9 protein-coding genes and 1 pseudogene are annotated in these 16308 nt (G+C 69.2%); 5 read left to right on the top strand and 5 right to left on the bottom strand.

All coding sequences use genetic code 11. From position 1 onward, the window contains the following. Window positions 1-106: 106 nt before the first annotated feature. The gene (locus QQY24_RS07790; RefSeq protein WP_301971942.1) at window positions 107-862 is read right to left on the bottom strand and encodes an MBL fold metallo-hydrolase; all 756 of its coding nucleotides are present in this window, start codon (window positions 860-862) and stop codon (window positions 107-109) included. 37 nt (window positions 863-899) lie between these two features. Then, the gene (locus QQY24_RS07785) at window positions 900-1706 is read right to left on the bottom strand and encodes an alpha/beta fold hydrolase (protein WP_301971941.1); all 807 of its coding nucleotides are present in this window, start codon (window positions 1704-1706) and stop codon (window positions 900-902) included. Between the two features lie 1324 nt (window positions 1707-3030). Between QQY24_RS07785 and QQY24_RS07780 the strand changes: the two genes are divergently transcribed. Then, window positions 3031-3714, top strand: a complete 684-nt coding sequence (locus tag QQY24_RS07780; RefSeq protein ID WP_301971940.1) for an SDR family NAD(P)-dependent oxidoreductase — start codon at window positions 3031-3033, stop codon at window positions 3712-3714. 424 nt (window positions 3715-4138) lie between these two features. On the opposite strand, the gene QQY24_RS07775 is transcribed toward QQY24_RS07780, so the two are convergent. Next, entirely contained in the window at window positions 4139-4714 is a 576-nt protein-coding gene (locus tag QQY24_RS07775) for a TetR/AcrR family transcriptional regulator (RefSeq protein ID WP_301971939.1), read from the bottom strand. Window positions 4715-4797: 83 nt separating this feature from the next. On the opposite strand from QQY24_RS07775, the gene QQY24_RS07770 reads away from it, so the two are divergent. The 4 genes and pseudogenes from QQY24_RS07770 to QQY24_RS07755 all read left to right on the top strand — a co-directional run bounded on the left by QQY24_RS07770 (window position 4798) and on the right by QQY24_RS07755 (window position 14577). Further along, window positions 4798-5250 carry a nuclear transport factor 2 family protein gene (locus QQY24_RS07770; protein ID WP_301971938.1) on the top strand — a complete coding sequence of 151 codons (453 nt, stop codon included), beginning with the start codon at window positions 4798-4800 and terminating at the stop codon, window positions 5248-5250. 75 nt (window positions 5251-5325) lie between these two features. After that, a pseudogene (locus QQY24_RS07765) lies at window positions 5326-5793 on the top strand (transposase); the annotation flags it as partial. A gap of 429 nt (window positions 5794-6222) precedes the next feature. Next, window positions 6223-8415, top strand: coding sequence for a hypothetical protein (locus QQY24_RS07760; protein ID WP_301971937.1), 2193 nt, complete (start codon window positions 6223-6225; stop codon window positions 8413-8415). 99 nt (window positions 8416-8514) lie between these two features. After that, on the top strand, window positions 8515-14577 hold the full coding sequence (locus tag QQY24_RS07755) for a hypothetical protein (protein ID WP_301971936.1): 6063 nt from the start codon (window positions 8515-8517) through the stop codon (window positions 14575-14577). A gap of 216 nt (window positions 14578-14793) precedes the next feature. Here the strand turns inward: QQY24_RS07755 and QQY24_RS07750 are convergent, their stop codons facing one another. Beyond that, entirely contained in the window at window positions 14794-15000 is a 207-nt protein-coding gene (locus tag QQY24_RS07750) for a DUF397 domain-containing protein (RefSeq protein WP_301971935.1), read from the bottom strand. Next, window positions 14997-15863: a helix-turn-helix transcriptional regulator gene (locus tag QQY24_RS07745; protein WP_301971934.1), complete on the bottom strand. Its 867-nt coding sequence runs from the start codon at window positions 15861-15863 to the stop codon at window positions 14997-14999. Before QQY24_RS07745 ends, QQY24_RS07750 begins: the two co-directional genes overlap by 4 nt. Window positions 15864-16308 lie beyond the last annotated feature (445 nt).

Here is a 16308-nt window from a genome sequence, read left to right as displayed (position 1 = left end):
GCCGAGCCTCCTGAGCTGCGCTCACCGTCCTCAAGGACGGCGCCTCACACCTCTCCCCCGGCCGGAGCTCGTCACCGATCTCCGGATGTCGGTGCGGCCGCTCCTTTCACGGCACCGTCACCTCGATCCCGGGCAGGACGATCCGGACGTCGATCTCCGGCGCGATGCGGGCGACCGCGTCGGCGTAGTGGCGGGGATCCCGGTCGGTCTTGGTGATGACCTGGTCACCGAGCCGACCGCTGTGGAAGGCGTAGTGGTGCGGCACGGCGAGGGTGGGCTTGAGAACAGCCGTCAGACCTGCGGCCTGCTCGGCGTTCATGACGGACTGCTCAAGGTTCAGCGGCCTGACGCACAGGCCGTTGATCGGCAGGATGGCCAGGTCGATGTGGCCGAACCGCTCCGGAACGAGGTCGAGTTCGGGAACCCGGAGCGAGTCGCCTCCGAAGAAGACCGTGCGTCCATGGGCCTGAATGACGAAGGTGACCTCGTGGACGCCGTGCTGGCCCGGTGTTGCCGTCACGGTAAGGTCCCCGACGCTGGTGGCCTCCCACGCTTCGACGGCCCGGACGTTGCGGAAACCCTTGCTCCGCGCGATGGGCGCGACAGTACCGGGCCCGATCAGGGGGGTGTCCAGGTCCAAGCCGCCGGCGACGAGGGAGTCGAGGTCACAGTGGTCGTAATGCTCATGACTGACGACGACGGCGTCGACGCGGCCGAGTTCCGCGACGGTCAGATGCGTCGGTTCGCCCGGATAGTAGTTCGCGGTCTGGGTGAACCAGGGGTCAGTCAGTACACGGATCTCACCGAACTCGATCAGCTGGCAGGCATGGTCGATCCGGGTCACCTTCAGGGGTGCACTCATGAGGGGTTCTCCTTGGCTGAGGGGTGCGTGAGGGTGGTCACTTGTTGCCGAGGTCGAGCAGGGTGCCCAGCAGTTCCTCGGGTGTCTCAACCTGTGGCATGTGGCCCGTGCGGGGCAGCAGCGTGAACGTCGACATCGGGATCGCGGCCGCGTAGGCCCTGCCGTAGTCCGGAGTGACGATGCGGTCGCTTTCTCCCCACAGCACATGGAACGGCACGTGTGTGTCGCTGAGCCGCTTGGCGAGCGTCGGGTCGGACATCGTGGGACCCGTGTAGCCGATGAGCGCGGGAATGTCCGGGCCCGGCCTCGTGCCACCGGTGCTCGACGGCATGGGGGCCTTGCGGGGGTCGTGGAAGGAGTGGGCCAGGACTTCGGCGGGCGTCAGGCCGCTGACGTCAGTGGCCGCAGCGGCGTCGACCTCAATGCCGATTCCATTGATGATCACTCCTCCGCTGACGCGCGGGCTGCCCTGGAGGGCGATCTCGGCGGCCAACCAACCGCCGAATGAATTGCCGATCACGGTGACGTCACTCAAGTCGAGCGTCTCCAGCATCGCCACATAGACCTTCGCAAGGTCGGAAACGCTGGTGAGCGCGGAGTTCCTCGGGGTGCCGCAGAAGCCGGGGTGCGTCGGCAGCAGTACGCGGGAGTGGGTCCGCTCGGCCAGCAGGTCGGCGAAACCCGTCATGGTCGCCGGACCGCCACCGCCGTGCAGCAGCAGGAACGGACGGGTGCGGTCGCGATCCTGCAGGGTCACGTCGACCGGGCCCATGGAGCTGACGTCGAGCGTGGCGGTTTCGGTGCGGGTGGGCCGCAGGCTGCCAGCGGCTACCGGTTTACTCATGGCTTCTCTCTTCTCGCGAGGATCTGTATATAAGGAACCTTATATCAGGTTGCTTAGTCGCGCAAGTTGCCTCCGCAGGACCAGGCTTGCGTCGCCCGACACGCGGCCCGGAGCTGGGTGATCTGTGGCGGCTTGGCGGCGCAGCGAAGTAAGCAAGCGGCAACCAGGCGAGCCGGGCGGGGCGGGCGGGACGGGGGCGGACGCCGGTGAGCTGGGCGATGGCGAGCTTGGCCCCGGCCAAACGGTTCTTCGACGCGGCACAGGTTGTGGAGGTGTCCTGGCGGTCGCGCACGACGGCACAGTGCTGCCCGCCCGGCACCGGGATCTGTTGCCTGGGCGGGCAGTCACCTGGGCTGACCCGTCCGTATGCATGCGGAGAAGGGCCCCCCGTGTGGAGTGCGCTACGACTTTGCCGCGAACGGGCCGATGGCCGCCCAGGTCGCGTCGAGGGCTTCGAGGTGCGGGAGGTGGCCGGCCTTCGGGAGCGCGGCGAACTGTGCGCCTGCCACAGCACGTGCGACGGCCCGCCCGTACGCCCGGCGACGATCTCGTCGCTCTCGCCCCACACCACGAGCGTGGGGACGTTCAAGGCGCCGAGCCGACCGAGGGGCGCCAGGTCGCTCATGCTGGCGATTAAGGGTGCACAGTAGTGAAACCACCGCACGATGGATGCCGAATTGTACGAGATCCGGAGGGGGCCTCGCCCAGTGGGACGCCCTGCGCGCCGTCGACCGCATGCCGGGGGCGTAGGGGAAGCAAAGCCGCCGTCGCGACCTACCAGCTGGAAGTCCGTGAGCGGCATCTGCTGGTAGCGCACCGTGCGGCCCAGGGTTTCGGTGACTGTTCGCCGGTTGGCCGACTGCCGCCGCAGCGTGCCGGTGGAGTGCACGTGTAAGTCGAGATGCAATCTACCGCGGTAGCGGGTGGCCGGCTTTTCGCATCGGTGGCGACAGTACGGGACTACTTGAACCGAATGGTGACCTGGTCGGCACGCTCGTAAACGGCGACAAGGCGACGGTGCCAGGCCCGGATCGCATCGGACGCATCACGTCTCGTCCGCCAAGGGCCCGATCGGGTTGGGTACGTCGCCGGCCGTGACTGGTGTTCGCGACAACCTTCACCGAAGGGGTCGCGGCAATCTCCTGTTCCAGACGTGTCACGTAGTCGACGGGCAGCCGGCATGCCGTCCACCGCGCAGTCCGCCCGACATCTATGGGAGGTAGCCGGTCGCGCCACCGCTGGATGACCGTTGTGCCTGGTACCGGCAGTCCTGCCGTCGCAGAGGGCACTGGTTCTTCTCCCGTCATCGATGGGAGGTGAATACGTGACGACCACATTCGTCACAGGTGCCCACGAGTCCCTCGGATACCGGCTGATTGAGGCGGGCCATACGGTCATCGTCGGTGCGCGTGATCCGCAGCGCGGCCGGGCTGCCGCCGGGGCACTCGGTGCCCGCTTCGTGCAGATCGACGTGACCGACGATGCGTCCGTGACTGCGGCCGTCACCGACGTCGAAGCCCACGAGGGGAACATCGATGTCCTGATCAACAACGCAGGAGTTCCCGGCACCCACAGCACCGCTGACCAGGTCACGGCCGCTGACGCCACTGCGGTGTTCGACGTCAATGTCGTGGGGATCGTCCGCGTCACGCATGCGTTCCCGCCTCTCCTGCGGAAGTCCGAGAACCCGGTCATCGTCAACGTGTCGAGCGCCATGGGCTCCTTCGCGGCCGCCCACGACGCCGAGTGCGCCGAGAGCCGGGCCATCGCACCGCTCCACACGGCGTCGAAGGCAGCCGTGACCATGCTGACCGCGCAGTATGCGAAGTCGTGGCCGGACATGAAGGTGAACGCGGCCGGCCCCGGCTACACAGCGACTGACTTCAATGCTCACAGCGGCCCGCAGACGGTGACCGAGGGGACCGACGCAATTGTCGAACTCGCCACCGTCGGAGTGGACGGTCCTACCGGAACCTTCCGTGACCGGTACGGTGCGGTGGCCTGGTGAGGATTTTGGCCGGTTCCTAATGGCCGGTCCCAACAGGGAGGCGAGCTCGGCCGTCTCATCGTTGCTGGTCAGCGGCCCGTGGGGCAGTTCCTCAGGTACCTGCTGTGGTTGATGTGTGTCGTTGACTGACGCCCAGTGGGCCCGCATCGAGCCGTTGACACCGAACGGGCGACCTCGACTGGAGTGCCGAGTCGACCGGACGGCAGCGGCAATCGATGCGGACGGGCCAGTCGTTGTCGTCGGCCGCGTCGACCCGGGCCTCGGTCTACTGCAAGAGCGGGAGTGAACACATCGGATCACGTTGACGACCCGCAGGTCCGGCGTCCGGGGCTTGCCGGTTGCGGTGTGTGTTATCGGCAGGGCGAGCAACTCTTCCTGCAAGGGCGAGGCTGGCCATGCAAGGGAGCGGTTGCCCTGCGCCTGCTCACGGGTCCGTCGAGGGGGTGGCCAGACTGTGGAAGCACGGGCGCAGCAAGTTGATGATCTGCTCGGGTGAGGCATCCGCGAGGTGCGTGAGACGCAGAAGATATCGCTCGGCGATCACCCCATGCACGATCGCGCTGAGCAGGCTCGCGCGCAGGCTGGCGTCGGGTGCCGGTAGCGCCTCGGTGAGACGGCTGAGCTGAACCTCCCCAGCGGCGCGGTAACGGTCGGCGGCATCAGCGTTCGTGAGCATCGAGCGTAGGACGGCCAGGGAGGCCACCGGCTCATCGGTCAGGCGCCTGCTCAGGGATGTCAACAGTGCCTCGATCACTTCGTCCGAGACGTCACCGGGCAACTCATCGACGGGACCCTCGACGGCGCGGGCGAAAAGGAGGTCTTTGGTGCCGAAGTAGTGCATAACCAGACCGGCGTCGACACCTGCGGCAGAGGCTACAGCGCGGATCGTGGTCCGGTCGTAGCCGCGCTCGGCGAAGATCTGGCGGGCTGCGGCGAGAATGCGCTGCTCGCTTTGACGGCGCTGCTGAGCCCTGGTGGGGCGGGCACTCGGTTCAGTCACGTTTTCATTCTACGTTCGTTGACAGAAAGCCCACTTCACTCTACAGTCGTTCAATGAACAATCGTTCAATGAAAGGACCCGACATGACTGCCACCTCGTGCGAAGTCGTTGAGCAGGTCTTGCGCGCGGGCCGCGAGATGGACACCGAGACGTTCGTGAGCCTGATCGCTCCGGACGGCTACGTCGAGTGGCCGTTTCAACCGCAAGGACTCCCAGGTCGACTGGAGGGCCGCGAGCAGATCCGCGAGTTCCTGAACGCCCAATCCAAGGCTCTGGTCAGGTTCGACGAGTACCGCAACACAGTGATCCATGAGACCACCGACCCAGAGGTGGTGATCGTCGAGTACGACGCCCACGGAACCGTCATCCCTACAGGCGCACCCTTGCACCAAACCATCATCGCCGTTCTACGGATCAGGGACGGTTTGGTCGTTTCGTATCGCGACTACCTCAATCCATTGGTGCTAGCCGAAACGCTGGCAAGCGTTGGCACCGCCTCGATGAGCCAGTCCGACACCGTGCCACCGGGTCGTTGATGCCCTCGGCGTGACGGCCGCTGTGCGGTCCCGTGCCGAGTTGGCCCGCAGGGCGGTGAGTCCGATCGGGCGCTGATCTCGATGGTGATCGCCCCGGAGGTACGGCCGCACCCCGGAGCCCAGTTGCGGATCATCGATGCCGACGGGATGCGGCTGACCGCCTTTGCCACCAACACCAAGAGCGTCCCGATCGCCGCACTCGAGCTGCGGCACCGCCAGCGCGCGGGGGCCGAGGACCGCATTCGGGCCGCACGGGCCACCGGCCTGCGCAACCTTCCCCTCCACGACGCCGCACAGAATCAGATCTGGCTGGAGATCGTCCAGATCTCCCTTGACCTGCTCGCGTGGATGCCGATGCTCGCCCTGAGCGGTGACGTCCGTCGGTGGAAACCGCGGCGGCTGCGGCTCCGGCTGTTCTCCGCCGCCGCACAGCTCGTCACCACCGGACGGCGCCGCGTCCTCCGCCTCGCGGCCCACTGGCCCTGGACCGAGGTGATCACCCAAGCCCCGCAACGACTCGCAACTCTGCCGAACCCAGGCTGACCAGCAGCTTCCCGTCCCTACGAGCAGCACCACCCGCCGGAGCCGTGGACCCGGCACCCACCCGACGCGACAGCCGGGCCACCAGCCTGCCCACGCGCAGGAATCTCGGCCCCGAAGGAGCCGAAAGGGTCCGTCAGCAAGCTGACGGACCCTCATGCAAGACCGAGGTTAACGCTCCGGTTCTACGGGATGCGCGAACGCGGCGGGCGGATTCGATCGTCGTGGGCCATCGCAAAGTGATGAAAGCGCCACAGGAAACCCAAGGATGGGCATACTCTGCGGGAATCACCGCAGGTGGGCCGGGGCGACCTGTAGTGCGGCGGAGGTGTCATGGGTGGGGACCCGTATGTGTCAGCAAAAGGGATCGGAGAACGCGGCCGGACGGGGGTGCCGGATCCGTACGGTGACCAGGCTCTCCTGACCTCTGCCATGACGGAGGGCTACGACGCCGTCCCCGGCCGGGAACGCAGTCGACTGCGGAGCTATCTCGAAGCGGTTGTCGCGGCCCGTCCGGCGCCGGTGCACACCACGGTCGCCTTCAACGCCGTGTACTTCGGGTACGAGCTCGGCGGCGACGGCTACGGCGGAAGCCCGCTGTGCCTCGACGACTTTCCCGTCATCACCTTCGGTGAGTGCGCTCCCGTGCTCCCGGTCGGTGCCATGGTGTGTGTCGCCACCGGGTCGGACCCGCTCTACGCCGAAATCGTCTACCGGGAGGGCGCGCACCCGGAGGTGGGCGCGCTCGGTGACGTACCGGCTTGGGTGTCGGGGGCGCCCGCGGGCGCCGAGGGCCCGGGCAGGCCGGGTGCAGACGCCGAACCACGGCGCAGGGAGCTGCTGGTCCCGGACCTCCACGCCTTCGGTCCGGCACTGAGCCTGTCACCGGCCCAGCTTCATCGCTTACGCACACGCGGGCGATGGATCAATGAGGACGGGCATGTCGTCGTCGACGTGTGCTATCCGTCCCCGCAAGCAGCCCGGCGCGACGATCTGACGGCCTACGCAGACCATCTCCTGACGACGGCTCGGGAGCAGCTTCTCAGCCCCTTCGTCCCTGTTTCCCTTGCTTCCCTGGTGGGCGGCACGCACGACGACGATCTGCGGGCGGGACTGCTCGGCCTCCTCGACACGGTGCGGGGTGTCCTCGACTCCAGTGCCGTGTTGCGCACCTGGGGCCACTACGCCATGACCCGTACCTCCCTCGCGGACTGCTGGCGGGACACCGGACCGCTGGGCGGCGACGACCTCAGGTCTTTTGTGGCCGCGGTCGAGCGCGCGGCCACCCCGGCGAGGCGGCGACGCGGCCTCATCGCTCCGAGCACTGTGTACACAGCGGTCGGACCACGACTTCGCGGTTTTCCCGGGGCGGCGGAGCGGCTCAGGGGAGCGGGGTATGCCGCTGCGGTGTGCCGGGCGAACGTGGCGCTCGCCGACGTGGTCCAAGGGGACAGCGATCATGGCCTATTCGGTAACGGCTCCCGGATCACGCTTGACGATGCCTTCGAGGGGGGAGGGGTGTGGCGGTCCCACCATCCCGGTGACGCAGAGGCACCCGGAGACCCCCTGGTCCCGGCCGGGCGCGGCTGGAACTCCACACTGCACGCACTGCCGGAGCCGGAAACGGAAGTGGAGCTGGAACCGGTAGACGCGCCCCTCGCCGACGACGCCCTCGGCACCGGAGAACTCCTGCGAAGCGACGCGCAGGAGATCGTCTGGCGGGCTCCCCTGCGGCTGGCCCATCTCATCGGCGGCTGGTTTCCCCTGCACCCGTTCGTCGCGGAGGAGCTTTGCCGGCCCCACGGTGCGCACCCCACGCTTCGCCTCGAACTCGACCATGCTGGTGAGACGTTGGACGAGAAGGAGGCGGTGCAGAACGTCGCGGCCGAACTCGGCGAAGAGTCCGGTCGGTTGACGGGAGTCGTCTGGCCCGGTGACTTCTTCCCCGGCCTGATGCTGGAGCTGCGCCGACTCCGGGGCGACACAGTGATTCGCCTCGCTACGACGCGGCTGAAGGAACGCGTGCAAGCCGGTGACCGTGAGACGGGGCACTGTTACGACCCGCGCGTGCTCACCAGGGAGGACGTGCCGGGCAGCAGCCGCCACGGTGACAGCGCGGTCGGGCTGGGTCCCCGGCAACTGGTGATGCGCACCGTGCGCCGTTGCGGTCTGCTCACCCTGGACGGTCATGCCCTGATGGACCGGTCGGTCCTGCCGAGCGCGGTCTATGGGCGCCGACCCGCCCGGTCGCAGGCCGCCGCCCTGGACTCGGCCGTCGCGGGACTGCTCGCGGAACGTCTTTTGGAGCCGGCCCTCGGCAGCCGGGACGCCTGGGGGCAGCCGCACTTCCCGCCGCGTGACGGACAGCGGACCATTCCCCTCATCGGTTACCGCCCCGCCAGGCCGCGGGTGATACGTCCGTGGGACGGTGGCGAACCGGGCGGCGAGGGACTGCGCGACGCTCAGTTCGTCGCAGGTCATCTGCGCCGCCTGCGGCCGGGGTGTCTGCCCAGTGACGTTCAGCGCGCGGCCTTCCGGGAGCACTGCCGCAGGCTCGGCAAGGCGGACGGCTGGGAACTGCCGTACGGCTACACGTTCGTGACCGAGCACACGCGCGGCCGCTGACCTTTTACGGCTTTCGCGTGTCCATGGTTCCGGACCCCTCTCTCCTTCCCGTCACCCACAGGCTTCTTCCCGTCACCCACAGAAACGGAGTGCGTGTACATGCAGGATCGCTACCGCGTCGTCACAGGGCCACCGTGGTCCCCGCCGAGCGTCTCGGCCGAGGACCTGGAAGGCCTGGCCGCCGCGCTCAACGCCTTGGGGTCCCCGGCCGCCGCCGCCCTGAACGACCTGACGGCGGACATGGTGGAACTCGCCTTCAACTCCCTGCGACCCAAGCACCGTCAGGAGTTGCTCACCAGTCTGGGCATCCGCATGTCGGCTCCTCGACGGGTGAGCAGTGCCCTGTGCCGAGACGTCCTCACCAGGCTGCGACGCGAGTCGCGGCAGCACACCTGCACATGCGGGATCAAGGGACTCACGGTCACCGTGATGAACCAGGTGCGCGACTTCGTCCTGGCGCACGACGGGGAGCCGGTTTCCGACCCTGTTGCCCGGTGGGGCGCCACGCTGGTCCGGGTCACCGTGTTCGCGTGGTGCAACGCCTCCGTTACTGACGCCCACATCCTTTCCTGGGCGGCGGACCAGGACTGGTTCGGCGCGACGGCCGACGACGAGGAGGCGGCCCGGCTCGCCGCCGTCGCTGCCGCGGCGCGGCCCCTCGTGGAGGCGTACCCCGATTTCGCCCTGGGAGCGGCGGAAGACGACGGGCTGGTGCTCGCGGAGGACAGTGGACCAGGGGGCGCTGCCATCGCCGACCGGCCGGGCACCAGCGCCCCCGCACCGGAGACCGCGGTAGCGGACCCCGGTACTTCGCATGAGGAGACCGCTCCCGCGTCCGACGACACCGGGACCAAGGCGGGGACAGCTCCCGAGGAGGCCTGTCGGCAGCTGGAGTCCGCCCTGGCGGGGGCCCGCCAGGCCGCGGAGAAGGTCACCGACGCGGTCATGGACGGCCGCCCTCCGCGGGACGCGGACCTGGCTCCGCTCGCTGCGCTGAGCACTGCTTTCAACGACGTGAACGCGGTGTTCCGGGCCGCCGGGATCGAGGGGGTGCCTCGTCGCCTGGAGGACATGACGCGCGCCGCACGCGCACACCGGACAGCGCGGGAGCGTGACCTCCAGGCCCGCGAGCCGCTGCGGGAACTGCTGGATGTCGCCTGTCGCCCGGACAGTTCCGCCGCTGCCGCCGCTGCCGCTGAGGCCGTGCGCGGCACGGCCCGCCGCCTGCTGGACGTGCCGGTGTGGGAGGAGCCGCAACGGGAGGAGAGCGCCGCGCTCGCCGCCCTGGCCCGGCTCATCAGGTTGGGACGACAGGCGGATGCCGCGACGGAGATCCTGGCCCTGCAGGTGCAGGTCGTACGGGTCCTGCCCACGTGCGCCATGGCGGTGCTCATCGCTCCCGAGCTGACGCTGGACCAGCCGGTGGACGGTGACCCGCACCCTGCCGGGACCGACGGGGCGCACGGCACCGTCGAGCCCGCCGACGCCGAGACGACCGCAGAACACGGAACCGTGCAGTCGGCCGCACCGACCGAGGCGATCACGCCCCAGCCCGCCGCCGGGCCGGAAGCCACGACGACCGCCGAGCCGGTCCACGCCCCCGACGCAGACGCCGCGCCGGCCGCCGACAGCGACTCGGCGCCCCCCACGTCCGCTGACGCGCCTGCCCAGACACCCGCCGCACCCACGCTTTCTCCCGTGCAGGACACACCCGTCCGGGAAGCGGCCCCGGCGGCGGACGACGCCACCGATGAGGCCGCGGTCGAGGGGGTCCTGGCGCAGCTGGTCGTGGAGCGGCGCTTCGGACTCGCCCACCATGTGGCGAGGGCCGCCGGCCACCCCGAGCCCCAGGTGGCGGCGATCCGCCTGGCCGGTGCCGCCGCGCTGCTCACCTCCGGGGACAGCCAGAGTGCCCGGCTGACGGCGGACCTGCTTCAGGAGTACGGCGGATACGCGGGCCAGGACAGCGAGGGCAGCGAACTCCTCCTGCTCCCCGCCCTGCTGCGTACCGCGCTGATCACCGGCGACCACGCTGCGGGTGCTCAGCTCAAGGCACTGGTGCCGCGGCTCCCGGACCGGCTGGGGGAGGCGGCGGCCGCCGTTGCCGACCGTGCCCTCAGCGGCGCCTTGTTGATCGCCTCGCCACTGGTCGCCGACGCCTCCGAGACGGAGGTCCGGCTGCGGGAGCTGCGCGAGCAGAGCCGTGTCCTGCTCGCGCCGCAGCGGCTGCGGTTCGCACGGGCGACGGAGATCGCCAAGCGCTGGCTCGCCCCCGACGACGGGATGCTCGGATCGCTGCTCACGACCGTCGTCGGTGACGACCGCCACGCGCTGCAGCAGGTGCGGGAGCAGGCCGATCGGCTGTCGAAACTGGCCGAGGTCAACAGCGAGATCGACCGCATGGACCGCAAGTACCGCTCGTCCAGCGGCAAGCCGCTTCAGGGCTCCGGACGGCAGGACCTGGTGCATCTCGTGGAGCGGGCCGTCAGCCTGGTCAAGGAGTGGTGCCTGGCGGTCGACGGCACCCGTCGCGGCGACCGTTCCGACGGCAACCGGGCGGTCAAGGAGATCTCCTCCCTGCGACAGTCCCTGCTGGACGGCAGGGAAGCGGCGCTGGGCGAACTGGAGCGGTTGGCGCGGCGCCCGGACGCCCTCTCGGGCGCGATGGCCTGGGCGGCCCACGCCTCGATGGAGGAGCTGTTCGCCCTGCTGGCCGGCGACACCGTGACCACGCGTTCCGGCGGTCCCGTCGACCCAGCGCTCGTGCTGGACGCGGAGCTGCTGAAGGTGTGTGACACCCGTGACGAGTGGCCGTCGCCCGACGAACTGCTGACCGCGGTCCACCGGAGCTGGCAGGAGGCTCTGGACGAGCGGCTCTCCCGCGACGCGTTCACCGCGGCCCGTGACATCGTCGAGCTGGCCGGACGAGGGCTGCTGCCTGCCGCCGGGGCGGGGGAGTTCGTCCCGCCCGCGGAAGCCGAGATCGACGACAGGGAGAACGCCCGGCGTGCGCAGCTGCGGAAGGCACACGACGCACTCGTCGCCGAGCTGCACCGTGCGCAGGCCGATGGCGCCGTGACCGAGGATCAGGACCTCGGTCTTCAGGAGTTGCTCGCCGACGCCCACAACCGCCTCGAAAGCGCCGACCGACACGACCTACTGCACGTGCGGCGGGCGCTCGACACGGTACGGAGTGGCCTGCCGGCCTTCCGGGAGCAGGCGGCGGACCGGATCCGGGCTCGGCTCGACGCCCTGGACCCCTCCGTGGAGGAGCGGGCCCAGGTCCTGCGGCGCCTGGAGACGAACGACCTGGCCACCGCTGCCGACCTCGTCTACTTCCTGGAGATCGGCGAACCGGTCCCGGAGATCGAGGGCGGCGAGTCCCATCTGACCGAGTTCTTCCCGGCCGTGCCCGACGGCCTGCCCGGAGGGATCGACCATGAGCTCGTCGAGCTGGTCCGGTCCGGCGGCAAGCATCCGATGGTCCCCGTCCTGGACTACGGCGGCCTCTCCACCGACGAGGCGGCGCTGGCGGCCGACGCGCTCGACGAGTGGCGCGCGCTTGCCGCCACCGAACGGAAGGACCGGCTCCAGGTGGCTCCGACGCGGCAGGTGCCGCCTCTCCTCAAGCTCCTCGGCTACGACGCCAAGAGCGCCAGGCCGCTCGACGACCGATCCCAGCACCGGCGGGAGTACCGTCTCTTCGAAGCGACCGGCGTGGAGATCAACGGCAGGGCGAAGGCGCCCGCGTTCGGCTCGCAGATCAAGGAGCAGGGCGGCAACCTGCGGGTGATGATGGTCTGGGGCAGGCCGCCCGCCAAGGTCGTCATGAGCTGGGCGGAGCGGGACACCAGCGGAGCGAGCCTTCTCGTCGTCTACTTCGGCACGCTGAGCCGTGAGGCCCGAGTCGAACTCGCCGCCGGTTCGGACCGGTTGCAGCCGCTGCTCGTGGTGGACGACGCGGCCCTCGCCTATCTCGCGGCCCGTGGCAACCGCCAGGTCAGCGCCGCCACGCAGACCCTGCTGCCCTTCTCCGGCGTCAACCCGTACATCAGGGAGAAGCGCGGCCGGATCGGCGGCGAGATGTTCTACGGCCGCGACGCCGAACGCAAGAGCATCCTCGACCCGCGCGGCACTCAGGTCATCTACGGCGGCCGGGGCCTGGGCAAGTCGGCGCTGCTCGCCGACGCCGGGGAACTGTTCACGGAGCAGCGCCCCGGCTACCACCAGACGGTGTACGTCAACCTCGACCAGGAGAACATCGGCAAGGGCAGCTCGCGCGGGCCGGAGGCGCTGTGGAGCGTCTTACTGAGGGAGCTGACCGTGGCACAGGTACTCGATGACCGGCCGCAGAGGCGCGGAAAACGACAGGAGACCTCCGAGCGGGTGCGCGCTGGCATCCGGACCTGGCTGGACGGGGACTCCCGTCGCAGACTGCTGATCCTGCTCGACGAGTGCGACCAGTTCTTCGAGGCCGACGCCCCGCGGTTCGACCAGACCAAGAAGCTCAAGGGCCTCGGGTCCGACACCAAGGACGCGGCGAAGGTCGTCTTCGCAGGACTTCACTCTGTGCAGCGCTTCTCGAAGCTCGCGAGCAACGGGCCGTTCGGCCACCTCGCCCAGACCCCGAAGGTGATCGGCCCGCTGGCTCCCCAGTCGGCTGCGGAACTGCTGGTCGAGCCGATGCGGGCGCTCGGGTTCGAGTTCAAGGACCTGGATCTCGTCAACCGTGTGCTCGGCTACTGCTCGTACCAGCCGTTCCTGCTGCAGATGTTCGGGCACCGGCTGGTCGAGCTGATGCACCGCAAGCGGACGCGGCGCGGCGCCGGGGAACCCCCTTACGAGGTGGAGGTGACCGACATCGAGATCGTGGAGTCGGACGCCGCGCTCCGGGACGGCATCTCGGCGGCCTTCAAGGACACGCTGAGCCTCGACCACCGCTACGACGTGATCGCCAATGTGCTGGCGTACCACGCCCGCCATCACGGCCTGGAGGTGCGGCTGAGCGACACCGAGTTGCGCGAGGAGTGCGAGACGTACTGGCGCAAGGGGTTCGAACAGCTCGACACCGAGGGTTTCCGCGCCTACCTCTCCGAGATGGTGGGTCTCGGTATCCTCGCGCCCAACCACGACGGACTGGGCTGGCATCTGCGCGGTCCCAACGCCCTGCGCATGATCGGTACCTCCCACGAGGTGGAGGCACGTCTGCTTAGGGCCGAACAGGACTGTGAACTGCAGGAGAGCATCGTGCAGGAGGGCCGCCCCGAGCTCCCCGACGGGCGGTCGGCTCCGCTGACCAACACCCAGCTCGACGACCTCCTGGGCGAGCGGTCCAACCGGACCCGAGTCGTCCTCGGCAGCACCGCCACCGGAGTCACCGACGTCGCCCGGACCTTGCGTACGATCGCCGGACCGATCGACGGCTGGACATTGCCACCCGTGGGCAAGCCCAGCGTCTACAAACAGGAACTCACCGGCGGACGCCCCCGAGAGCGACGGGTCGTCATCAGCGACTTCGTCAACTACCGGGAGCCGGTCCGGCCCGAAACCTGCCGCGAAGCCGTCGACCTGGCCGAGACGCTGCTGCCCGCCACTCCGGGGGTCACCCGCGCGGTCGTCCTCGTGACCGACCCCGCCCAGCTCGCCCTGTGGCGCTCCCTGCTGACGGGAACCGAATCCACCTCGGCCGCCCCGGTGGTGCTGCGTAGGCATGACCACCGCAGCCTGCGCGGCTGGGCCCAGCGCGTCAACGTGTTCCACACGGAGGACCGCCTGGACCGTCTCCACGAACTGACCGGCGGCTGGCCGCTCCTGGTGGACCGAGCCCACCGCCTGCACGAGGAATTGGGCGACCCCGACGAGGTGTTGCGCCGTCTGGCCGACCTCCGCGCGGACCGGGCTGAGGCCCGCGCATTCGCCGAGGCGACCGGCGTGTACGCGGATCCGCTGCTGGCCGCCGGATACCGAGCCCTCAACGACGAGTTCAAGGACGGCCTCTTCGACCTGGAAGGCGCGGTGACCGCCGTCGCGCTCAAGATCGATGACGAGGACGAGGCACGGTGGATCGTCAACTGCCTCGACGCCCTCCAGGTCTTCGACCGCGAGGACACCCAGCTGCGCCTGGAACCGGTGCTCCGGGAGTGCGTGGCGCTCAACGGGTGACAGAGCCGCACGTGAATCGTGACCGGACATGGCCGTGGTGATCGCGGGCGTGCCGGTCGCGGTTCCGTAGTGGGCGGAGGACCTGTTGCGCCGACGAGAGCAACGAGGTCCCGTAGGCGGTGCTGGCTCCATGCGCTCCGCCGTCCACCCGACCGGGATACGCCGACGCCCCGCGCCCGGTGCAGGATCGGACGCGGGGCGTCAGCAGGGCGTACGTCAGTGATCGGCGGCATACGAGACGAAGGCGGCCCACTGCTGGGGCCCGAAGGCGAGCTGGGGTCCCTGCTTGTGCTTCGAGTCCCGGACGTGGATGGTGGCGGGAGTGGCAGCGATTTCGACGCAGGCTGGCCCGTCGTCGGTGCTGTAGCTGCTTTTGATCCATGCCAACTCGAAGCTGTGACCGGCCGGGGGCTTCATGCTCATGTCTCTCCAAGGACGTTCTCGATGAAGGCCAGCGACTCCTGCGGCGGAAGGGCTTGAGCACGGAGGACCCCGTAGCGGAGCTCAAGGATCTGGATCTCCTTGGGCTCGGAGATCAGTCGGCTGGTCCGTTGAACCTCGTTGTGCCCCACCGTGGTGCCCTCATTGAGCCGCAGTAGGTGGAAGGGGCCGCCGAGACCGGCGTTGTCCTCACGATCCATGGGAAGCACCTGGATCTCCACGTTCCGCATCTGCCCGATTTCCAACAGCCGTTCGAGCTGTCGGCGTAGCACCATTCTGCCCCCGACTCGCCTCCGTAGTGTCGCCTCATCATGCACGAAGCTGAAAGACGGGATCATGTGCTTTCCGGCAACGACCGACTGCCGCGCCGACCGCGCAGCGACAAGCCGCTCCACCTCCTCCTCCGAGAACGCCGGCCGCCTTGACCCGAATACGGCCCTCAGGTACTCCTCCGTCTGCAAGAGCCCGTTGACAACGGAATTGTCGTAGGCGCAGATCTCAACCGCCTCCGCCTCCAACTTCGCCAGATCCCGCACCTTCTTCGGGTACCGGGCCTGCTCCACGTCCTTCCTCAGCCCGACGATCAGCCCACCGGCGTCCAGCACCTCGTCCGCCGCCTCCAGAAACGTCGGACTCGGCGCCCGCCGCCCCCGCTCCACCGAGGACACCTGCTCCTCGCTGTATCCGATGGCCGTCCCCAACTCCGCCTGAGTGAACCCTTTCCGCTCGCGGCACGTCTTGATGATCCTGCCGACCATCCGCAGTACCGCCGCCGACTCCTCGTCATCCGCGCCGTACGGCTCCATCCCGTCACCGCCCCGAGATCCCTGCTCCGTCACACCCATGTCCCTGACGCCTCCACATGTCGCTCGTGCTCAACTCCTCACCGGCGCACCGCGTCACGCGGCACCGTCCGGACAGAACCGGACAGCGACCGGATGGTCACTCCGTGTAGCGTCGCCGTTACTGGTCAGGGTAAAAAGGGCTGACCACGCTGCGTGACATGAACGCCGATATTGCCCACTCCCGGGCACCGCGCCCCGAGCGCGCCCAACGCAGTACCGCCACCCGCCGCTTCACCATCCGTCTCCCGGCCCCAGGGGCGCCCGCCTCGCCCGTCGCCCCGCCACCGGAGCCCTGCGGCACAGCCGCCGTGCGCGGTCCGGGCGGGACGGCCCGGTGGTCTTCGACGCCCGGCTCCTCGCGGACGTGCCGGAGCCCGACGCGACCGGTGCCGGGCCGGAGCCGCTCAGCGGCCGCCTGCCGGCCGGCGCGGGTAGGTTCGCGGTG

Source organism: Streptomyces sp. TG1A-8, from assembly GCF_030499535.1.
Taxonomy (GTDB): Bacteria; Actinomycetota; Actinomycetes; order Streptomycetales; family Streptomycetaceae; genus Streptomyces.
Note: the sequence above shows the minus strand (reverse complement) of the source record. Positions and strands in the feature narration are given on the sequence as shown.